This window comes from Cryobacterium sp. CAN_C2 (assembly GCF_015751745.1).
Taxonomy (GTDB): domain Bacteria; phylum Actinomycetota; class Actinomycetes; order Actinomycetales; family Microbacteriaceae; genus Cryobacterium.
The window spans coordinates 25,669-47,381 of the sequence record NZ_JADOUX010000020.1; the positions used below are offsets into that span (position 1 = coordinate 25,669).

At 65.6% G+C, this 21,713-nt stretch carries 18 protein-coding genes; 17 read left to right on the top strand and 1 reads right to left on the bottom strand.

Annotated features, from left to right (window positions below):
- Positions 1-16 precede the first annotated feature (16 nt).
- Entirely contained in the window at positions 17-4,675 is a 4,659-nt protein-coding gene (locus tag IWX77_RS14255; protein WP_196845180.1) for an ATP-dependent helicase, read from the top strand.
- Positions 4,668-5,456 carry an Fpg/Nei family DNA glycosylase gene (locus tag IWX77_RS14260; protein ID WP_196845181.1) on the top strand — a complete coding sequence of 263 codons (789 nt, stop codon included), beginning with the start codon at positions 4,668-4,670 and terminating at the stop codon, positions 5,454-5,456. Before IWX77_RS14255 ends, IWX77_RS14260 begins: the two co-directional genes overlap by 8 nt.
- A gap of 40 nt (positions 5,457-5,496) precedes the next feature.
- Here IWX77_RS14260 and IWX77_RS14265 read toward each other — a convergent pair whose 3' ends face one another.
- Positions 5,497-5,844, bottom strand: a complete 348-nt coding sequence (locus IWX77_RS14265; RefSeq protein WP_196845183.1) for a DUF1844 domain-containing protein — start codon at positions 5,842-5,844, stop codon at positions 5,497-5,499.
- Positions 5,845-6,031: 187 nt separating this feature from the next.
- Here IWX77_RS14265 and infC point away from each other — a divergent pair, with 187 nt between their 5' ends.
- From infC to argF, 15 genes are all read left to right on the top strand, one after another.
- Entirely contained in the window at positions 6,032-6,760 is a 729-nt protein-coding gene (gene infC / locus IWX77_RS14270; protein ID WP_442784481.1) for a translation initiation factor IF-3, read from the top strand.
- Positions 6,753-6,947: a 50S ribosomal protein L35 gene (gene rpmI / locus IWX77_RS14275; protein WP_092111710.1), complete on the top strand. Its 195-nt coding sequence runs from the start codon at positions 6,753-6,755 to the stop codon at positions 6,945-6,947. The genes infC and rpmI overlap by 8 nt, the downstream gene beginning before the upstream one ends.
- Before the next feature lie 50 nt (positions 6,948-6,997).
- Positions 6,998-7,390, top strand: coding sequence for a 50S ribosomal protein L20 (gene rplT, locus IWX77_RS14280; protein ID WP_196845184.1), 393 nt, complete (start codon positions 6,998-7,000; stop codon positions 7,388-7,390).
- Between the two features lie 161 nt (positions 7,391-7,551).
- On the top strand, positions 7,552-8,352 hold the full coding sequence (locus tag IWX77_RS14285) for a TrmH family RNA methyltransferase (RefSeq protein ID WP_196845186.1): 801 nt from the start codon (positions 7,552-7,554) through the stop codon (positions 8,350-8,352).
- Between the two features lie 477 nt (positions 8,353-8,829).
- Positions 8,830-9,618 (top strand): amino acid ABC transporter ATP-binding protein, encoded by a 789-nt coding sequence (locus IWX77_RS14290; protein ID WP_196845187.1) that lies wholly within the window; start codon positions 8,830-8,832, stop codon positions 9,616-9,618.
- A gap of 91 nt (positions 9,619-9,709) precedes the next feature.
- Positions 9,710-10,603, top strand: a complete 894-nt coding sequence (locus IWX77_RS14295; protein WP_196845189.1) for a glutamate ABC transporter substrate-binding protein — start codon at positions 9,710-9,712, stop codon at positions 10,601-10,603.
- Between the two features lie 91 nt (positions 10,604-10,694).
- On the top strand, positions 10,695-11,342 hold the full coding sequence (locus tag IWX77_RS14300) for an amino acid ABC transporter permease (RefSeq protein ID WP_196845191.1): 648 nt from the start codon (positions 10,695-10,697) through the stop codon (positions 11,340-11,342).
- Positions 11,339-12,190 (top strand): amino acid ABC transporter permease, encoded by an 852-nt coding sequence (locus tag IWX77_RS14305; protein ID WP_196845192.1) that lies wholly within the window; start codon positions 11,339-11,341, stop codon positions 12,188-12,190. Before IWX77_RS14300 ends, IWX77_RS14305 begins: the two co-directional genes overlap by 4 nt.
- Before the next feature lie 184 nt (positions 12,191-12,374).
- Positions 12,375-13,400 carry a phenylalanine--tRNA ligase subunit alpha gene (pheS, locus tag IWX77_RS14310; protein WP_297413536.1) on the top strand — a complete coding sequence of 342 codons (1,026 nt, stop codon included), beginning with the start codon at positions 12,375-12,377 and terminating at the stop codon, positions 13,398-13,400.
- The gene (pheT, locus tag IWX77_RS14315) at positions 13,400-16,057 is read left to right on the top strand and encodes a phenylalanine--tRNA ligase subunit beta (RefSeq protein WP_196845194.1); all 2,658 of its coding nucleotides are present in this window, start codon (positions 13,400-13,402) and stop codon (positions 16,055-16,057) included. The genes pheS and pheT overlap by 1 nt, the downstream gene beginning before the upstream one ends.
- A 105-nt stretch (positions 16,058-16,162) precedes the next feature.
- On the top strand, positions 16,163-17,221 hold the full coding sequence (gene argC, locus IWX77_RS14320) for an N-acetyl-gamma-glutamyl-phosphate reductase (RefSeq protein WP_196845195.1): 1,059 nt from the start codon (positions 16,163-16,165) through the stop codon (positions 17,219-17,221).
- Positions 17,218-18,399 (top strand): bifunctional glutamate N-acetyltransferase/amino-acid acetyltransferase ArgJ, encoded by a 1,182-nt coding sequence (gene argJ / locus IWX77_RS14325; RefSeq protein WP_196845197.1) that lies wholly within the window; start codon positions 17,218-17,220, stop codon positions 18,397-18,399. Before argC ends, argJ begins: the two co-directional genes overlap by 4 nt.
- Before the next feature lie 2 nt (positions 18,400-18,401).
- The gene (gene argB / locus IWX77_RS14330; protein WP_196845198.1) at positions 18,402-19,346 is read left to right on the top strand and encodes an acetylglutamate kinase; all 945 of its coding nucleotides are present in this window, start codon (positions 18,402-18,404) and stop codon (positions 19,344-19,346) included.
- Positions 19,343-20,542: an acetylornithine transaminase gene (locus IWX77_RS14335; protein ID WP_196845200.1), complete on the top strand. Its 1,200-nt coding sequence runs from the start codon at positions 19,343-19,345 to the stop codon at positions 20,540-20,542. Before argB ends, IWX77_RS14335 begins: the two co-directional genes overlap by 4 nt.
- 126 nt (positions 20,543-20,668) lie before the next feature.
- Positions 20,669-21,598: an ornithine carbamoyltransferase gene (gene argF / locus IWX77_RS14340; RefSeq protein ID WP_196845201.1), complete on the top strand. Its 930-nt coding sequence runs from the start codon at positions 20,669-20,671 to the stop codon at positions 21,596-21,598.
- The last annotated feature ends 115 nt before the right edge of the window (positions 21,599-21,713 follow it).

The window sequence follows — 21,713 nt, forward strand, 5'->3', positions numbered from 1 at the left end:
GGGCGAGAATGACGGTATGAGCGACGTTCTCGATCGATTCTCTCCGGCTGCTCGGGCCTGGTTCACCGAGGCGTTTGCCGCGCCGACGGCGGCGCAGCTGGGCGCGTGGAACGCCATCTCCCTGGGCTCCCATGCCCTCGTCGTGGCCCCCACCGGATCGGGCAAGACCCTGGCCGCGTTTCTGTGGGCCGTTGACCGGCTCGCCACGGAAACGGCGGCCCTGGTCGCGCCGAGCACCCGCGTGCTCTACATCTCGCCCCTCAAGGCATTGGGCGTCGACGTGGAACGCAACCTCACTGCTCCGCTCGTGGGAATCAGCCGCGCGGCCCAGCGGCTCGGCCTCGAGCCTCCGCGGGTCACTGTCGGGGTGCGATCGGGCGATACTCCGGCCGCCGACCGTCGCAAATTGGTCACGACGCCGCCAGACATTCTCATCACCACCCCGGAGTCACTGTTTCTCATGCTGACCTCGGCGGCCCGAGAATCCCTGCGCGGTGTGCAGACGGTCATCATCGACGAGGTGCACGCGGTCGCGGCGAGCAAGCGTGGTGCCCACCTCGCCGTGTCCCTCGAACGACTCGACGCACTGCTGAGTCAACCGGCCCAACGGATCGGGCTGTCGGCCACCGTGCGCCCGCAGAGCGAAGTGGCTCGGTTTCTGGGCGGAGCCGCCCCGGTGCAGATCGTGGCCCCGCCCGCGCTGAAACGGTTCGACCTGCGCGTGGTCGTTCCGGTCGACGATATGAGCGACCTCGGCCCGGTGCCGCAGCGCGAGGGCGTCACCTCCGCCGCGGCGCCGCAGACCGGATCCATCTGGCCCCACGTCGAGGAGGCCATCGTCGACGAGGTGCTGGCGCACTCCTCGAGTATCGTGTTCGCGAATTCGCGGCGGCTCACGGAACGGCTCACCGCCCGGTTCAACGAAATCTATGCGGAACGTATGGGCTGGGATGAGGCATCCGCTGCGGTGCCGGTGCCGGTAACGCCGGGTGCGCTCGGCATGGTGGGTACCAGTGCAGCGGTTCGCCCGCCGGCCGAGCTCATGGGCGCGAGCGGCCAGAGCGCCGGCACCGCACCGCTGCTCGCGCGTGCGCATCACGGTTCGGTCAGCAAGGAACAGCGCGCGCTGATTGAAGACGACCTGAAATCGGGGCGGCTGCGCTGTGTCGTGGCCACGTCGAGCCTTGAACTCGGTATCGACATGGGCGCCGTTGACCTGGTCGTGCAGGTGGAGTCACCGCCGTCGGTGTCGAGCGGGCTGCAGCGGCTCGGTCGGGCCGGGCACCAGGTCGGTGAGATCAGCCGCGGGGTGATCTATCCCAAGCATCGGGCCGATCTCATCCACGCCGCGGTCGCCGCCGAGCGCATGCTGGCTGGCGCCATCGAATCGCTGCGTGTGCCCACCAACCCGCTCGATATTCTGGCCCAGCAGACCGTCGCGGCCTGCGCGCTCGAGCCGATCGACGTGGAAGCCTGGTTTGATGCTGTTCGGCGCAGCGCGCCCTTTGCGACCCTGCCCCGCTCTGCCTATGAGGCCACCCTCGACCTGCTCGCCGGCCGCTATCCGTCGGACCAGTTCGCCGAGTTGCGTCCGCGCATCATCTGGGATCGCGATGCCGGCACCCTCACCGGTCGCCCCGGAGCGCAACGGCTGGCCGTCACGAGCGGCGGCACCATTCCCGACCGCGGTCTGTTCGGCGTCTTCATGGTCGGTGGCGAACAGGTCACCGGTAAAAGGGTCGGTGAGCTCGACGAGGAGATGGTCTACGAGTCGCGCGTGGGCGATGTCTTCGCGCTCGGCACCACGAGCTGGCGTATTCAGGAGATCACCCACGACCGGGTTCTCGTCGTGCCCGCCTTCGGGCAGCCCGGACGGCTGCCGTTCTGGAAGGGTGACGGCATCGGCCGCCCGGCCGAACTCGGCCAGGCCATCGGCGCATTCGTGCGCGAGGTCGGCAGCCTGCCGGAGGCCCAGGCGCAGGCCCGCTGTGCGGTGGGCGGCCTGGACCAGAGAGCAATCAGCAACCTGCTGGCTTTCCTCGGCGAGCAGCGCGCCGCCACCGGGAAGCTGCCGACCGACCGCACCCTCGTGGTCGAACGGTTCCGTGATGAGCTGGGGGACTGGCGGGTCGTGCTGCACTCCCCGTTTGGCACCCCGGTGCATGCACCGTGGGCGCTCGCGGTCGGCGCCCGCGTGCGGGAACGCTACGGAATCGATGGCTCCTGCGTCGCGAGCGACGACGGCATCGTTGTGCGCATCCCCGACACCGAAACCGAACCGCCCGGCAGCGAACTGTTCGTGTTCGACCCTGACGAGCTCGAGCAGCTCGTCACCGACGAGGTCGGCGGCTCGGCCCTGTTCGCCTCCCGGTTTCGCGAGTGCGCCGCCCGGGCGCTGCTTTTGCCCCGCTACAAGCCCGGAGTCCGCTCGCCGCTCTGGCAGCAACGGCAAAAGGCCGCGCAGCTGCTCGCCGTGGCCCGCACCTTTCCCACCTTTCCGATCATTCTCGAGACCCTGCGGGAATGCCTGCAGGACGTCTACGACCTGCCAGCCCTCACCGGTCTGGCCCGGCAGATCGCCTCCCGTGAACTGCGCCTGGTCGAGAGCGTGACCGACACCGCCAGCCCGTTCGCGAGTACGCTGCTGTTCGGCTACGTTGCCGCCTTCATGTATGAGGGCGATACCCCGATCGCCGAGCGGCGTGCCACCGCCCTCGCGATCGACTCGAGCCTGCTCGCCGAACTTCTGGGTCGGGTCGAACTGCGTGAACTCCTCGATCCGACCGTTATCGACCAGACCGACCGGGAACTGCAGCGGCTCGCCCCTGACTACCGGGCCAGGGACGTCGAAGGTGTCGCCGATCTACTGCGCACTCTCGGCCCACTCAGCACGGTGGAGATCGGCGAGCGGATGCTCGAACCCGAGGCAGAATCAAAGCCCACGACCAGCGAGGCCGACGCGACCGGCGTGGTCGGCGCCGAGCAGGCCGTGCTCGCGCTCGTCGACGCCCGCCGCGCCATCCGCGTCAGCTTCGGTGGCCAGGATCGCTGGGCGGCGGTCGAAGACGCCAGCCGGTTGCGCGACGCCCTCGGTGTTCCCCTGCCGCTCGGCGTGGCCGCCGCGTTCACCGAATCCGTGGGCGATCCGGTTGGTGATCTGGTCAGCCGCTACGCACGCTCGCACGGTCCGTTCACCACGCTCGCCGTCGCCGAGCGGTTTGGTCTTGGCACGGCCGTCGTGCAGATCGCCCTCGGCCGCCTCGCCGACGCCCGACGCATCGTGGCCGGCGAATTTCGACCGAACGGCACCGGCCTGGAATGGTGCGACGCCGAGGTGCTGCGGCGCCTCCGCCGCCGTTCCCTCGCGGCGCTCCGGCACGAGGTTGAACCGGTCGAGCAGCGGACCATCGGCCGGTTTCTGCCGGCCTGGCAGCACGTGGGCGGCACGCTGCGCGGAATCGACGGTGTCGCATCCGTTGTGGAACAGCTGGAAGGGGCGCGCATTCCTGCCTCCGCCTGGGAGACGCTCATTCTTCCAGCCCGGGTCAGCGACTACCAGCCCGGCATGCTCGACGAGCTCACAAACGCGGGAGAGGTGCTCTGGGCGGGCGCCGGAACCCTCGCCGGCAACGACGGATGGGTCAGCCTGCACCTCGCCGAAACCGCCCAGCTCACCCTGCCGCTGCCCATCGATGTCGAGACGACGCCCCTGCAACAGGAGATCCTCCAAACCCTGGGCAGTGGCGGTGCCTACTTCTTTCGGCAGCTCTCTGATGCCGTCGGCAGTCAGGATGACCGCGAATTGGTGCAGGCGCTGTGGGAGTTGGTCTGGGCCGGTCTGATCAATAATGACACCTTCGCGCCGGTACGGTCGCTTCTGGCCGGTGGGCATACGGCGCACCGTCAGAGCCGCGCTCTGCCACGGGCCCGCCTGCATCGCGGGCGGTCGATGCCGCGGCCGAGCCTTCCGAGCCGCAGCGGCCCGCCAACGGTATCGGGTCGCTGGTCGATTCTGCCGGTGGCCGACGACTCACCGACCCGTCGTGCGCACGCCCTGGGGGAGACCCTGCTCGAACGCTATGGCGTGGTGACGCGCGGGGCGGTGATGGCGGAGAGCGTCATCGGCGGATTCTCACTCGTCTACCGAACTCTGACCGGATTCGAGGAGATGGCGCGCTGTCGACGCGGCTATTTCATCGAGGGGCTTGGCGCTGCCCAGTTTGCGACGGGCGGCACTATCGACCGGCTGCGCACCTTCGCTGCGGGAGCATCCGACCCGTCTGCTCCGCAGAGAAACAGCACGCCTGCTGCTGCGGTGACCTTGGCCGCGACCGACCCGGCGAACCCCTACGGTGCTGCACTGCGGTGGCCGTCACTGCCCGGCGATACCACCCACCGCCCAGGGCGCAAGGCGGGCGCACTCGTCGTACTGGTCGATGGCGCCCTCGTGCTGTACGTCGAGCGCGGTGGCAAAACCGTGGTCGCCTTCGAGACGGATGCGGCCAGGCTCGCGGCCGCCACGCTGAGTCTGACCACACTCGTGAAAACCGGCCGCATCCAGAAGATCGCGGTCGAAACGGTCAACGGTGTTTTCGTGATCGGAACCGAGCTCGGCTCCGCCCTCCGATCCGCCGGATTCACCGAGACTCCGAAAGGGTTGAGGCTGCGTGCCTGAGGGCGATACCGTCTACCGCACGGCCCGCACCCTGGACCAGGCCCTGCACGGGAGTATTCTCACCGGCTGCGACATTCGGGTGCCGGCTTTTGCGACTGTCGACCTCACCGGGCAGACCGTGCACGAGGTCGTGAGCCGCGGCAAGCACGTGCTGCATCGGGTCGGGACCACGAGCATCCACTCGCATCTCAAGATGGAAGGCGCCTGGCACCTGTACAGGCCGGGCACCCGGTGGCAGCGGCCGGAGTTTCAGGCGCGCATCGTGCTGCAGACACCGGACTGGATCGCCGTCGGATTCGAGCTCGGTCTGCTGGAGCTGGTGCCAACCCGAACCGAGTCGCAGATCGTCGGCTACCTCGGACCCGATCTGCTCGCCGCCGAGTGGAGCGCGGCTGACAGCGCCGAGGCCACGGCTCGTCTCGCAGCGATGCCGGAGCGCCCGGTGATCGTTGCCGTCGCCGACCAGCGCAACCTGGCCGGGCTCGGAAACGTCTACGTCAATGAGCTCTGTTTTCTGCGCGGTCTCGTGCCGACCCGGCCCGTGGCCGAGGTCACCGACCTCGCCGGGCTCGTGAATCTCGCCCGGCGCCTGCTTCTGGCCAACAAGGACCGGGAGGAGCGCACGACGACCGGTAACCTGCGCCGCGGAGCCCAACTGTGGGTCTACGGGCGGGCCGGCCAGCCATGTCGTCGGTGTGGCGGCCGTATTGTGCGGGACCGCCTCGGCCGCACCGACCTGGAACTGCGCGACACCTACTGGTGCCCCCGCTGCCAGACCTAGGAGTTGTTTGCCAGACCTAGGAGTTGTTTGAAGGCGCCGGTCAGTTGACGGGGCCGGTGTACTTCTCGCCGGGGCCCTCACCGATCGGGTCTTGCACGAAGGACGCCTCGCGGAACGCGAGCTGCAGAGAACGCAGACCATCGCGGAGGCTGCGTGCATGCATGTCGGAGATGTCGGGAGCCGCAGCGGTCACGAGCCCGGCGAGAGCCGTGATGAGCTTGCGGGCTTCGTCCAGGTCGATCTGGGCGTCGGGATCTTCGGCGAGTCCGCACTTCACGGCGGCCGCGCTCATCAGGTGCACGGCGGCCGTGGTGATGATCTCCACAGCGGCCACATTGGCGATATCGCGTGTTGCTCGTGCTGCATTCTGCTCAAAACTATTGCTCACTGCATTCCTCTGCTAGGCTATCGTTTGGTTCCGGGACAGTAGTCTCGGTACGAAAGTGGAGAATCTCCCACCCGCGCATACCGCTTCATCAAGGTTACCGGGTAGATCGCACTCCGCCGTCGCGTTATCACCTCCTACGGGAAGGTGGCAGAGCGAGGGTCGACAGGGTGCCGTGTACTGCAGGTCAATGAAAAAGTTGGCGTGGAAGACTCGTGATTTTCCTCTCTTCGTCCCCAGTCGGCATCCGCTGTCTGGTTGTGATCACGACGTTAACCAAGAGGAGAGACGCATCAGCGATCCCCGTACAAATGACCGTATACGCGTCCCCGAAGTTCGTCTCGTTGGTCCCAACGGCGAGCAGGTCGGGGTCGTGGCCATTGATGTTGCCCTGCGCCTGGCACAGGATGCCGACCTCGACCTCGTCGAAGTCGCACCCGAAGCCAAGCCGCCCGTGGCCAAGATCATGGACTACGGCAAGTTCAAGTACGAGGCTGCGCAGAAGGCCAAGGAGGCCCGGCGCAACCAGGCGAACACGATTCTCAAGGAGGTTCGTTTTCGTCTCAAGATTGATACGCACGACTACGAGACCAAGCGCAAACGCGCCGAAGGCTTCCTGAAGTCCGGTGACAAGGTCAAGGCCATGATTCTTTTTCGCGGCCGCGAACAGTCCCGACCCGACCAGGGCGTACGTCTGCTCCAAAAATTTGCCGAGGATGTCGCCGAGTACGGTTCCGTGGAATCTACTCCGATGATCGACGGTCGAAACATGGTCATGGTGATTGGCCCGTTGAAAAACAAGTCAGAAGCCAAGGCTGAGATCAACGCCCACAAGGCTGCCGAGAAGGCAGACAAGGTAGCCGATAAGGCAGACAAGGTTGCCGATAAGGCAGCAAAACAGGAGGAACCACATGCCTAAGATGAAGACCCACTCCGGAACCAAGAAGCGTTTCAAGGTCACCGGAAGCGGAAAGATCATGAAGCAGCAGGCCGGACTTCGTCACAATCTCGAGGTCAAGAGCACGCAGCGCAAGTCCCGTTTGAACCAGGACCAGGTGCTGGCCAAGTCGGATCAGAAGACCATCAAGAAGCTTCTCGGTCTGTAATTTTTAGGTCTGTAATCCAGGTCTCGTACACGAATAAGGATTTGTAAATAATGGCAAGAGTAAAGAGGGCCGTAAACGCCCACAAGAGTCGCCGCGTTATTCTCGAACGCGCCAAGGGCTACCGCGGTCAGCGTTCACGCCTGGTCACCAAGGCCAAGGAGCAGCTCACTCACTCCTTCACCTATAGCTACCGTGACCGTCGTGCACGCAAGGGAGACTTCCGTCGCCTGTGGATCCAGCGCATCAATGCTGCATCGCGCGCGAACGGTCTTACCTACAACCGTCTGATCCAGGGCCTCGGCCTGGCCGGCATCGAGGTTGACCGTCGTATCCTCGCCGACCTCGCCGTCAATGAGGCAGCGACGTTCGCCGCCCTCGTCGAGAGCGCCAAGGCAGCACTTCCCGCCGACACCTCGGCACCGAAGGTCGTCGTCACGGCGTAAGGCTTCATCCCGATCGGTTCACCGCCGTCTGACTCCTGGGCGTGAACGTGGTGACTGAACGGTAGTTTTACGTAGCACGCAGTTTTGAGTTGCAAAGGAGCGGGCGACCTGGTCGCCCGCTCCTTTTCTGCATCCAAAGTTCGTACACCTAAACTAACTACATGCTTGATAATCCACGTTCACCGCGCGTCCGTGCCGTCGCAAAACTTGCCAAGCGCGATGCGCGCCTCGAGTCCGGTCTCTTTCTGCTCGAAGGCCCACAGGCCGTTTCCGAAGCCCTCACCTTTCGTCCAGAGCTGGTCGTGGAGCTGTTTGCCACGCCCACCGCGCTCGACCGCTACACCGACCTGGCCCAGAAGGCGATCGAAGCCCAGGTCGAAGTGGAGTTCGTCTCCGAAGAGGTCCTCGAGGCAATGGCCAACACGGTCACCCCGCAGGGCTTCGTGGCCGTCTGCCACCAGTTCCCCACGTCGGTAAAGAAGATCTTCAACGCCGAGCCCAAGCTCGTTGCCATTCTCGAAGAGGTGCGCGACCCCGGAAACGCCGGCACCATTATTCGAGCAGCGGATGCTGCCGGCGCGGACGCGGTCATCCTCACCGGTCGCAGCGTCGACCTGTACAACCCCAAGGTCATCCGTTCCTCGACCGGCTCCATCTTTCACCTGCCCGTCGCCATCGCGGCTGACCTCTCAGACGTTCTCGACCGTGCCCGGACCGCCGGCCTTCAACTGTTCGCGGCCGACATCAAGGGCTCCGACCTGCTGACCGCCCGCAACGAGGGCCTGCTCGCCGCTCCGACCGTATGGCTGTTCGGCAATGAAGCTCGGGGCCTGACCGACGAGGACCTCGCCCGGGTCGACCGCAGCGTGAGCGTGCCGATCTACGGCGAAGCCGAGTCGATGAACCTGGCGACCGCAGCATCCGTGTGCCTGTATGAAAGCGCGTTTGCCCAGCGCGCCTGACCGCTATGCAGTTGTCGGAGCCCGCGCACATGTTTTTTTTGTGCGAACTCTCGAAGGCCAGATGAGACCCGATCAGTTTGTGGCCGAGGGTAGTCCAAGCTAAAACTTCGCTCCAACGATTCAGCACAACGGCCGGCATGGTCGATCTGCCAACGATGAGCCGAACGGGACCGGGCCTGGCACAATCCTGTTGCGTACCGGTACGACGTTTGGTGTGCATCGGCGTGGACACCCTGCAGTGGGTCGCCACATTGTTCGCACTCTGCGCGGCAGGGTTCACGCTGTCTCTTGTCGCGGCCGGCGCGGTAGAGCTCTTTCTGAACCTGCTGAATCGGCCGCACGGCGAAAATCCCACTTTCGATGAGTGGCGGTTGTTGTGCCTCCCACCACACTCACCAGTCGTCCGCAGGGTTACAAATGCGTTGCTGTCGGACATTTGGCGTGACCAGACTGCCATTCTGACCTAAGTTGGGGGGTATGGAGCCAACAGATTCGTCCCCGGCTACGTCGAACATCTCCGTTCGCCGGGGTGAACCGCTAGTCGTCGTCAAAGACATCAACAAGCACTACGGAGAGCTTCACGTTCTCAAGAACATCAACGCCGTGGTCAACCGCGGCGAGGTGGTCGTGGTGATCGGGCCGAGTGGATCGGGCAAGTCCACGCTCTGCCGGGCGATCAACCGCCTTGAAACAATCGATGACGGCATCATCACCATCGATGGCGTGAAACTGCCCGCCGAGGGCAAAGAACTCGCCCACCTGCGCGCCGACGTCGGCATGGTCTTTCAGGCGTTCAACCTATTTGCGCACAAGACCGTGCTGCAAAACGTGACCCTCGGACCGATCAAGGTGCGCGGCATGTCGAAGGCCGACGCTGAGAAGAAGGGACTTGCCCTTCTCGAACGTGTCGGCGTTGCCAACCAGGCACACAAGATGCCGTCACAACTCTCCGGCGGACAGCAGCAGCGCGTGGCCATCGCCCGGGCATTGGCGATGGAACCGAAACTGATTCTGCTCGACGAGCCGACCAGCGCCCTCGACCCCGAAATGATCAACGAGGTTCTTGAGGTCATGGTCGACCTCGCCAACGAGGGAATGACGATGATCGTCGTCACCCACGAGATGGGTTTTGCCCGCAAGGCGGCGGACCGTGTCATCTTTATGGCCGATGGTGAGATCGTGGAGGAAACCTCCCCGGAGGAGTTCTTCACGAACCCGCAAAGCACTCGTGCGCGGGACTTTCTCTCCAAGATTCTCGACCACTGACCGTTCCGGCTCATTCGTCAGCTGCCGCATCGGTGATCGGGTCACCACAACTCACCTGACACCTCCCTTCCCAACCAGAAAAGGAATCACAATGCGTAAGAAACTCAGTCTCCTGGCCACAGCAGCCACGGCGGCACTGCTTCTCGCCGGATGTTCCGGCGGAGGTACCGCCGACACCGGATCATCGGACGCCCCCGCCGCGGGCGGCGCCTTTGAGGTCGCCGCCGATGTGTCGCTCACCGGCAGCCCCACCTACGACGCGATGGTCGCGGCCGACAAGGTCGTCATCGGCGTCAAAGAAGACCAGCCCGGCTTGGGCTTTCTCGATGCCGCTACCGGAGAGCGTTCCGGATTCGACATCGAAATCGCGCAATGGGTTGCCGCGTCGCTCGGTTTCGCCAAGGACAAGATCGAATACATCGCCATTCCGAGCGCAAACCGCGAATCGGCCATCGTGAACGGTGACATCGATTACTACGTCGGCACCTACTCGATCAACGACAAGCGCAAGGACCAGATCGACTTCGCCGGACCGTACTTCATCACCGGCCAGGGCATCCTCGTGGCATCCGATAACGACACCATCAAGAGCGAGAACGACCTGGCCGGAAAGACCGTGTGCTCCGCGACCGGTTCCACCCCGATCCAGAACATCAAGGACAACTACCCCGACACCAAGACCGTCGAGTTCGACACCTACTCGCAGTGTGTTGAGGCGCTCAAGGACGGCCAGGCCGACGCGGTCACGACCGACCAGGCCATTCTGCTCGGCTATGCCTCCCAGGATTCCGACAACCTCAAGGTGGTCGGCGAGCCGTTCTCGGTTGAGAACTACGGCGTGGGCCTGCCGAAGGGTGACGACGCCCTCCGCGCCTTCATCAACGACATGTTCACGAACGGCAATGACAGCTGGCAGGCCATCTACGACGAGACCCTCGGTCTCTCGGGCACCGTTGTCGAGCAGCCCGCCGTCGACGCGTACTAGGTACCACGAGTAAGGGTCGGTGGCGATACCTGTCGCCACCGACCCTCACCACCGCTTTGCACCATCAAAAACGAAAGGAGAGGTTTGGACCATGAACACACTGCTCAATAACCTCGACGTCTTCGTCGACGGATTCGTCATCACGCTGCAGGTGTTCCTCTGGTCCGCCCTCTTCGCTCTGATTCTCGGCACCGTCGTCGGTGCCATGCGCGTTTCACCGGTTGCCCCGATGCGGTGGGTTGGCACGGGTTACGTCAACTTCGTGCGCAACACTCCGTTGACCCTGATCATGTTCTTTTTCGCCTTCGGCTACCCCAAACTTGACCTGCCGCAGGTTGGCTTTCAAACACTGGCTATTTTCGCGTTGAGCCTCTACACGGCGACGTATGTGGCCGAGACCCTGCGAGCCGGCATCAACACGGTTCCCATCGGTCAGGCCGAGGCTTCCCGCGCCATCGGGCTCACCTTCGGCCAGAGCATGACAAACATCCTTCTGCCGCAGGCATTTCGCGCGGTGATTCCCCCCATGATGAGCGTGTTCATCGCCCTGCTGAAGAACACCACTGTCGCCGCCGGTTTCGCGGTGGCCGAGGCGGGCGCGATTCGCGCCACGCTCTCGGAGCGTGGTGAGCCGGCGATCGTCGTACTGCTCTGGGTAGCGCTGATCTTTGTTCTGCTCGTCGCGATACTTTCCTTTGTCCAACGCAAGCTGGAAAACCGCTTGAAGGTGCTGCAATGAGTAACGTTCTGTTCGACGCTCCGGGTCCGCGCGCCCTCGTGCGGCACCGCTACATCGGTGCCGTCACCCTGCTCGCCGTCGTGGGAATTTTCGCCTTCATCGTGTATCGCTTCGTTGAAACGAACCAGTTCACGGCGCAGAAGTGGGAACTGTTCACGATTCCCTACGTACACGGCAAGATCCTCGAAGCCACGCTGGCGACGTTGCAAGCCTTCGCCGTCGCCGCTGCTCTGAGCATCGTGCTCGGTCTCCTGCTCATGGTCGGGCGGGTCTCCAGACACAAGTGGATCAGTGCACCGACCTACGTGTTCGTCGAACTGTTCCGTGCCATACCGCTGCTCATCCTCATGATGATCATGTACTACGGTCTCCCGCCGCTCGGCTTTACCTTTGTGACTCCCTTTATCGCGGTGGTCACGAGCCTCACCCTGTACAACGGCTCCGTGCTCTCCGAGGTCTTTCGGGCGGGTATCGAATCGCTGCCGAAGGGCCAGGCCGAGGCCGCCTACGCGATCGGCATGACCAAGACCCAGGTCATGCGCATGATTCTGGTGCCGCAGGCGATTCGTGCAATGGCACCCGTGATCGTGTCGCAGCTCGTCGTCGTGCTCAAGGACACCGCACTGGGCTTCATCGTCACGTACCAGGAGTTGTTGTTCCTTGCGAAGTCCTACGGAACGCAGGGAAACTACGGTTCACCAATTATTCCCTCGACCATCGTCGTCGCGGCCATCTACATCTCCCTCTGCCTGCTGCTGGCCGGGGTCGCGAAGTTTATCGAGATACGCACCAAGCGCGTCCCTGCCAAGGCCGCCAGGGTGCAGGAACTGGTCAACGAAGCTGCCTGAGCCGGCGGTCGTCCCGCCCGGCTTGAGCCTTCGAAGCCTCCTCGGGCGGGCACGGGCACGGTACGCACTAAACTTGGGCCTTGTGTCAGTTCCCAGCGTTCCCCCAGAGCCCATCACACCATCCGACCCGCCTGCAGCCGATCCAGCGGCAACTGACGCCGTCGCATCGGCTCCTGCCGAGCCGTTGATTTCCGAAGCCGCGGTCAACGCCGCGGTTGACGCCGCACTGGCTGCCATCGCGGCCGCCGAAACGACCGCCGCCCTCAAACTCGTGCGCAGCGAGCACGCGGGGGAGTCATCGCCGGTGTCAAAGCTCAACGCGCTCATGCGCAGCGTGCCCGGAAACCAAAAGGCCACCGCCGGTAAGCTCGTCGGCCAGGCCCGCGGCGCCGTCACCAAGGCGTTGACCGCTCGCGAAGACGAGATCGGCACGGCGGAAGCGGCCGCCCGGCTGCTCGCCGAAACGGTCGACGTGACCGCCGCAGCGTCAGTGTGGAAGCCCGGAGCGCGGCATCCGATTTCGCTGCTCACCGAACGGGCCGCCGACGTGTTCGTGGCGATGGGCTGGGAAATCGCCGAGGGGCCAGAGCTCGAAAGCGAATGGTTCAACTTCGACGGGCTCAACTTCGATGAGGACCATCCCGCCCGCGCCATGCAGGACACCTTCTTCGTGGAACCGACAGATGCCCACCTCGTCTTGCGCACGCAGACCTCGCCCGTGCAGCTGCGTGCGTTGCTCTCCCGCGAACTGCCGGTGTATGTCGTGGCACCCGGGCGAGTTTTTCGAACCGACGAACTCGACGCGACACACACACCGGTGTTCCACCAGATTGAAGGCATCGCCATCGACAAGGGCCTCACCATGGCGCACCTGCGCGGAACGCTCGACCACTTCGTGCAGGCCCTGTTCGGTCCCGAAGCCAAGGTGCGACTGCGCCCGAACTACTTTCCCTTCACCGAGCCGAGCGCGGAACTCGATGTGTGGCACCCCACCTTCAAAGACGGCCCGCGCTGGATCGAGTGGGGCGGCTGCGGCATGGTGCACGCCAATGTGCTGCGTTCCGCCGGAATCGACCCCGAGGTGTATTCCGGGTTCGCGTTCGGTGTGGGCGTGGAACGAGCAGTGATGTTTAGAAATGACGTAAAGGACATGCACGACATGGTCGAGGGCGATATTCGGTTCAGCCAGCAGTATGGGATGACGGTCTAATGCGGGTTCCACTGAGCTGGCTCGGTGAATTCGTCGACCTCGCGCCCGGCACCACGCCGGAAGACGTCCACGCCGCCCTCGTGAGCGTCGGCCTCGAAGAGGAAGACATTCACCGGTTCGAGGTCTCCGGGCCGATCGTGGTCGGTGAAGTACTCGAGTTCGTCGGCGAAGCACAGACCAACGGCAAAACAATCAACTGGTGCCAGGTGCGGGTTGCACCGGGCGACGACGTCGCCGCTGACGGCGGCCCGGCCATCCACGGCATCATCTGCGGCGCGCACAACTTCGCCGTCGGCGACAAGGTCGTTGTGACCCTGCCCGGCGCGTCGCTGCCCGGCCCCTTTCCGATCAAGGCCCGCAAAACCTACGGCCACGTCTCCGACGGCATGATCGCCTCAGCCCGTGAGCTCGGCCTCGGCGAGGAGCACGACGGAATTCTGCTGTTGAAGAACCTCGGAATCGACGCCCCGGTGGGAACGGATGCGATTGCCCTGCTCGGCCTGGATGACAGCGCCGTCGAGATCAACGTCACCCCCGACCGTGGCTATGCGTTCTCCATTCGCGGTGTCGCCCGTGAATACTCGCACGCGACCGGTGTACCGTTTCGCGACCCCGCGCTTGCGCTAACGGTCGTGGCCCCGGTCACTCGGTTCCCGGTGACGATTGACGACCGGGCTCCGATTCGGGAGCGTACCGGCGCGACCGTGTTTGTGACGCGTGTCGTACGCGGGGTCGACCCGACCCGGCCGACCCCGGCCTGGATGATCGCGCGCCTGGGGCTGGTCGGCATCCGCTCGATCTCGCTCGTCGTCGACGTGACCAATTATGTGATGTTCGAGCTCGGCCAGCCGTTGCACGGTTACGACCTCGACAGGCTGGTCGGCGGTATCATTGTGCGGCGCGCGACCGCGGGCGAGAAATTTACCACGCTCGACGCGGTCACTCGCACGCTGAACGTTGAGGATCTGCTGATCACCGACGAATCCGGGCCGATCGGACTGGCCGGCGTGATGGGCGGGGCGAACACCGAGATCAGCTCGGGGACCGTCAACGTGCTCGTCGAGGCAGCCAACTTCGACCCGGTGTCGATCGCGCGCTCGGCACGCCGGCACAAACTACCGAGTGAGGCGAGCAAGCGTTTCGAACGCGGCGTCGACCCGCACGTGGCCGCGGTTGCCGCCGCGCGCGTGGTGCAGCTGCTTGTCGACCTCGCCGGGGGAGTCGCCGACGACCTCGGTTCGGTCTACGACAAGGCTCCGGCCCCGCAGCCGATTCTGTTGCCGACCGGGTTCGTGTCGGGCCTCATCGGCCTCAACTACGCCGGCGACGAGGTGCGCGATGCCCTCGTTCAGATCGGTACATCGCTCGTTGAGGTCGATGGTGACCTGCAGGTCACCCCGCCGAGCTGGCGCCCCGACCTCACCGACAAGTGGACGCTCGCCGAGGAGGTCGCCCGCATCGTCGGGTACGACCGCATTCCCTCGGTGCTGCCCGTCGCGCCGCCAGGCCGTGGCCTGACCCGCGCGCAGACGCTGCGTCGCACGGTCGCGCAGACCCTCGCGGCCACCGGTCACACCGAGGTGCTGACCTACCCGTTCGTTTCCGAGCAGGCGAACAATCTGTTCGGCGTGGCCGTTGCAACGGCCGGCGCAGTTTCAGCCGGCGCAGTTTCAGCCGGCGCAGCGGATGCTGGCGTCAGTGTCGCCGACGCGGGGGCGGCATCCGCTGTGCCGGTTGCTGTGCCGGTTGCGGTGCCGCAGATGAAGGTCGCCAACGCGCTCGACGGCGAGGCGCCCTTCCTGCGCACCTCAATGCTGCCAGGCCTGTTGCAGATCGCGCACCGCAACCGCTCACGCGGCCTGGTGGATGTCGCCATTTACGAGCAGGGACTGGTCTTTCGGCCCGAGGTCGGGGTGACCTACGGCACGGCCGTGCTCCCCGCCGGAGCTGCGCGGCCGAGCGCCGAGGCTGAGGCGGCGTTGAACGCGGGAATTGTGCCGCAACCGCTCCTGGTCGGCGTGGTACTCGTCGGCAACGACGTGCGGCACCAGCCGGGACTGCCTGCCGTTGCCGCCGGCTGGCAGTCTGCTCTGGCCGCCGTGCAGCAGGTGGCGTTGGCCACCGGCGCGCGCATCGCGGTACGCCAGGGCGTGCACCCGGCGATGCACCCGGGCCGCACCGCCGAGCTGTTCGTTGCTGTACCGGGCGCCGCGACCGCCAGCGCTGGAACGGTGTCGGTCGGATTCGCCGGCGAACTGCTTCCTGCGGTCGCCGACGACTACGACCTGCCCGCTGTCGTCGCCGTCGCGGAGATCAACCTCGGGCTCGTCTTCGCGCAGGCTGACGGCGACCTCACGGTCACGCCGATTCGCACGATGCCCGCCGCCACGCAGGACGTCTCACTCGTCGTCTCGGCTTCCGTGGCGGCCGCAGCACTGCGCGCGGCCGTCGCCGAGGGTGCCGGCGACCTGCTCGAGAGCATCGAGCTGGTCGACGACTACCGCGGTGCCGGCGTCGAGCCCGGGCAGAAGTCGCTCACCTTGGCGCTGCGCTTTCGTGGCACGGAACGCACGCTGACCGCCGCCGAGGCGAGTGCCGCCCGCCTCGCCGGGGTTGCGGTCGCCGCCGAACGCTTCGGAGCGGCGCTGCGCGAGTAGTGGTGCTGCGCGAGTAGTGCTGCTGCGCGAATAGTGACGCTGCGCTCTGGTGGGGCCCCGGCGGCTGCGGAAGCGGGGCCGCCGGGGCCGCGCTAGGTTTAACACATGGTTTTTTCGGTAGCAGTTGCGGGCGCGAGCGGGTATGCGGGCGGCGAACTGCTTCGGCTGCTCGCCGGACACCCCGAATTCGATGTGCGCACGGTCACCGCGCACAGCAACGCCGGGCAGCGTCTCGTCGACGTGCAACCGCAGTTGCGGTCCCTCGCCCACCTGACCCTCGTCGATACGACGCCGGAGAATCTCAGCGGCCACGACGTTGTGCTCGTGGCCCTGCCGCACGGAAAATCCGGCGAGCTCACCGCGCACCTGCCGGCCGAGACCCTCGTGGTGGACTGCGGCGCCGACCATCGCCTCGAGAGTTGCGACGACTGGGCCGCGTTCTACGGCGGCGACTACTTCGGCGCGTGGGCGTACGGCGTGCCCGAGCTGCCCATCGGCACCGGCACTGGTGCCGGCAAGCAGCGCAGCCGACTCATCGGCGCCCGCCGCATCGCCGCTCCTGGCTGCAATGCCAGCGCGGTCGCCCTCGCCCTCGCCCCCGGCATCAACGCCGGTGTGATCGAAGCGCAGGACCTCGTCGCCGTGCTCGCCGTCGGCCCGAGCGGCGCCGGCAAGAGTCTCAAAATGCCCAACCTCGCGGCTGAGATCCTCGGCTCGGCCAACCCCTATGCGGTCGGCGGCACGCACCGGCATATTCCGGAGATCCTGCAGTCGCTGCGCTGGGCCGGAAGCGCGACCGACGCGACCATCTCGTTCACCCCGGTGATCGTGCCGATGTCGCGCGGCATCCTCTCGACGGCGACCGCCCGGCTCGTACCCGGCACGAGCGCCGCCGCCGTGCGCGCCGCCTGGGAGAGCGCCTACGCCGACGAACCATTCGTGCACCTGCTGCCCGACGGGCACTTTCCGCGCACGGCCGACGTACTCGGCGCCAACACCGCGCTGATCGGACTGGCCGTCGACGAAGCAGCCGGCCGGGTTGTCACCATCACGGCCATCGACAATCTTGTCAAGGGCACCGCCGGCGCCGCCATCCAATCCGCCAATATTGCCCTCGGCCTGATCGAAACGCTCGGTCTGACCATGAATGGAGTTGCTCCGTGAGTGTCACCGTCCCGTCCGGTTTTGCCGCTGCCGGCGTCACCGCCGGCCTGAAAAAGTCCGGCGGGCTCGACCTGGCCCTCGTGCAGAACCTCGGCCCGCTGCAGAGCGCCGCAACCGTGTTCACGAGCAACCGCTGCCAGGCCAACCCGGTCATCTGGAGCACCCAGGTCATGAGTGACGGCCGGGTCAGCGCGATCGTGCTCAACTCCGGCGGCGCCAACTGCTACACCGGCACCATCGGGTTTCAGACCACGCATGCCACCGCCGAGGCCGTCGCGACCCGCCTCGACATCTCCTCCGGCGACGTTTTGGTCTGCTCCACCGGCCTGATCGGTGAACAACTCAACCTCGACCTCGTTACCGCCGGTGTCTGGGACGCCACCCTCGCCATCAAAACGGATGCCGCCACCACGCCCGCCGCCGGCCTTCTGGCCGCGCAGGCCATCATGACCACCGATACCCGCCCGAAGCAGGCCGCGCACACGGCCGCCGCCGGTTGGAGTATCGGCGCCATGGCCAAGGGTGCAGGCATGCTCGCACCCGGCCTCGCCACGATGCTCGTGGTCATCACGACCGACGCTGTACTCGACTCGGCCGAGCTTGACATGGCCCTGCACGCGGCGACCCGGGTCACCTTCGACCGCCTCGACTCCGACGGCTGTATGTCGACCAACGACACCGTGAGCCTGCTCTGCTCCGGCGCAAGCGGGGTCGCCGCCGACCTGGCCGAATTCACCGCCGCGCTCGTCGAGATCTGCCGCGATCTCACCCTGCAGCTGCAGGGCGACGCCGAGGGCTCCGCGCACGACGTGGCCATCACGGTCACCAACGCAGTCTCCGAAGACGAGGCCGTCACCGTGGCCCGCGCCGTCTCGCGCAGCAACCTGTTTAAGTCGGCCATCTTCGGCAACGACCCGAACTGGGGCCGAGTGCTCGCGGCCGTTGGAACAGTGCCGGTCACAGACGCCGCCTTCGACCCCTACGGCATTGATGTCGCCATCAACGGCGTGCAGGTGTGTACCGCGGGTGAGCCCGATCAGCCGCGCGAGCTCGTCGATCTGACCAAACGGGCCGTCACCGTGCTGATCGACCTGCACGCGGGCAACGCAACGGGCACCCTCTGGACCAACGACCTCACCCACGACTACGTCGAAGAGAACAGCGCGTACTCAAGCTGATCATGACCGACATCGATACTCCCAAAACCAAAACCAAAACCAAAACCAAAACGAACGCCGACGAGACCAGCCAGGCCGAAGCATCCGTTAAAGCGGCGACGCTGATCGAAGCGCTGCCCTGGCTCAAACGCTTTCACGACCACATCATCGTCGTGAAGTTCGGCGGCAACGCCATGGTGAGCGAAGAACTGCAGCGCGCGTTCGCTGAGGACATGGTCTACCTGCGCTACGCGGGCATCCGTCCGGTCGTCGTGCACGGCGGCGGCCCGCAGATCTCGGCCATGCTGAAACGCCTCGGAATCGAGAGCGAGTTTCGTGGCGGCTACCGGGTGACCACACCCGAAGCGATGGACGTGGTGCGTATGGTGCTCACCGGCCAAATCAACCGCGAACTGGTCAGCCACATCAACCAGCACGGCCCACTCGCCGCCGGACTGTCCGGCGAAGACGCCGGCCTGTTCCGTGGGCGCCGACGGGGCGTGATCATCGACGGCGAAGAGGTCGACCTCGGACTCGTCGGCGACGTCATCGGCGTCGACCCCGAAGCGGTGCTCGCCCAGCTCGCGGCCGGCCGCATTCCGGTGGTCTCGTCGATCGCCCCCGACACCGATGTTCCGGGACAGTCCCTCAACGTCAACGCCGACGCTGCTGCTGCAGCACTCGCCATCGCGCTCGGCGCGGCCAAGCTTGTGATTCTCACCGACGTCGCCGGACTCTACCGCGACTGGCCAAACCGGGATTCGCTCGTGTCGATCATCGACGTCATTGAGCTGCGCGGGCTGCTGCCCGAGCTGGAATCGGGCATGATTCCCAAGATGACGGCCTGCCTCGACGCTGTCGACGGGGGTGTCGCCAAGGCCGCGATCATTGACGGGCGAGTGCCGCACTCGATCCTGCTCGAAATTTTCACTGGAAGCGGCATTGGCACGGAGGTAGTACCGGCATGAGCACGCCCCGAGCGAGTGAATTACCCTGGCAGACTCGGTTCGCCGATTCGATGATGCGCACGTTCAGCCCGCCGCTGGCCATGCTCGTGCGCGGTGAGGGCTGCTACGTCTGGGACGACACCGGCACGAAGTACCTCGACTTTCTCGCCGGCATCGCAGTGAATTCGCTCGGCCACGCCCATCCCGAGGTCGTCGCTGCCGTCACGAAGCAGATCGGCACGATCAGTCACGTCTCCAACTATTTCGCCACGCCGCCGCAGATCGAATTGGCTGAACGCCTCAAGCGCCTGACCGGCGCCGGCGACGCGGGCCGCGTCTACTTCTGCAACTCCGGTGCCGAGGCCAACGAGGCCGCGTTCAAGCTGGCCCGGCTTAACGTGAAGGGTGGGCATCGCAGCCGCATTATTTCGCTTCACGATTCCTTTCACGGTCGCACGATGGGTGCACTCGCACTCTCGGGCAAGCCGCACATGCGCGAGGCTTTCGAACCCGTGCCGGGCGGCGTCGAACACATCGACAGCACGATCAAGGCGCTCGAAGCGACCATCGATAACACCGTCGCCGCCCTGTTTCTGGAACCGGTCAAGGGCGAGGCGGGCGTCATCGACCTGCCCGACGGCTACCTGAAACGTGCCCGCGAGCTGTGCACCGAGCACGGCGTTCTACTGGTGATCGACGAAATTCAGACCGGTATCGCCCGCACCGGCGCCTGGTTTGCCTATCACCATGCTCAGATTCTTCCGGATGCCGTCACGATCGCCAAAGGGATGGGCGGCGGTGTCCCCATTGGCGCGCTCGTTACGTTCGGCTGGGCCTCTGATCTGTTCCAGCGCGGACAGCACGGCTCGACCTTCGCCGGCAACCCGCTCGTCACCGCGACAGCCAACGCCGTGCTCGGCGTGATCGAACGCGACAACCTCGCCGCCAACGCCGCCCGCCGCGGACAGCAGCTCCGCGAGATCATTCTCGGCTTCCACTCAACGCTGATCGAGGAGGTACGAGGACGCGGCCTACTGCTCGGTGTCGGCCTGGCCGAACCGGTTGCGTTGAAACTGGCTGCGGCCGCGCTCGCCCACGGCCTCATCGTCAACGCCGCCAACGAGACGAGCATTCGCATCGCCCCGCCGCTGATCGTTGGCGACGCCGAACTCGCTGATTTTCAGGAGCGGTTCGGGCACGCCCTGGCCAGCCTCTAGGCTGGACGAATCCCACTTTGCGCGGGCTTCGGCCGGCACGGCGGGAAGTCTGGCCGGGTGGGCGGCATCCGCTGTAGGGAATCTGCTCACCGCCCCGAACGTCCCAACTCAATCGAAAGTGACACCGTGACCCGCCATTTCCTGCGCGACGACGACATCTCCCCGGCCGAACAGGCCGAGATTCTCGATCTGGCCCTGGAGCTGAAGCGAGACCGATTCGCGGTACGCCCGCTCGCCGGTCCGCAGACCGTCGCGGTCATTTTCGACAAGTCCTCGACCCGCACCCGGGTGTCATTCGCGGTCGGCATCGCCGACCTCGGTGGTAGCCCGCTCATCATCAGCACCGCGAACAGCCAGCTCGGGGGCAAGGAAACCGCCTCCGACACCGCCCGCGTACTCGAACGGCAGGTGGCCGCGATCGTCTGGCGCACCTACGGCCAGGCCGGACTCGAAGAAATGGCGCTCGGCACGACCGTGCCCGTCGTCAATGCACTCAGCGACGACTTTCATCCCTGCCAGCTGCTCGCCGACCTGCTCACCATTCGCGAAAACCGCGGCGACCTCGCCGGCCAGACCCTCGCCTTTCTCGGCGACGGCGCCTGCAACATGGGCCAGTCCTACCTGCTCGCCGGCGCGACCGCCGGCATGCACGTGCGCATCGCCTCGCCGGTCGGGTACACGCCAACCGAGCAGGTGGTAGCGGATGCGACGGCCATCGCCGCCCGCACCGGCGGCTCGGTCGCGCTGTTCATCGACCCGCGCGAAGCCGTCACCGGCGTCGATGTGGTCGTCACCGACACCTGGGTGTCGATGGGCAAGGAAGAAGAGAAGGCCAAGCGGCTCGGCGACCTCGGTCAGTACCGGGTCGACGCTGAGCTGATGAGCCTGGCCAAACCTGACGCGCACTTCATGCACTGCCTGCCAGCCGACCGCGGCTACGAGGTGACCGCCGAGGTCATCGACGGACCGCAGAGCATCATCTGGGACGAGGCGGAGAACCGCCTGCACGCCCAGAAGGCCCTACTGGTCTGGCTGCTCTCGCAAGACCAATCCTGACCTGATTTTTTTGTGTCCGGGCCCGGGCCCGGACAGTGGTGGGGGTCAGGCGCTCGGGCGGGCGACGGGGGGCCCGGGCCCCAGCACGTAAACTCAAGACAGATCAAGATTTAAG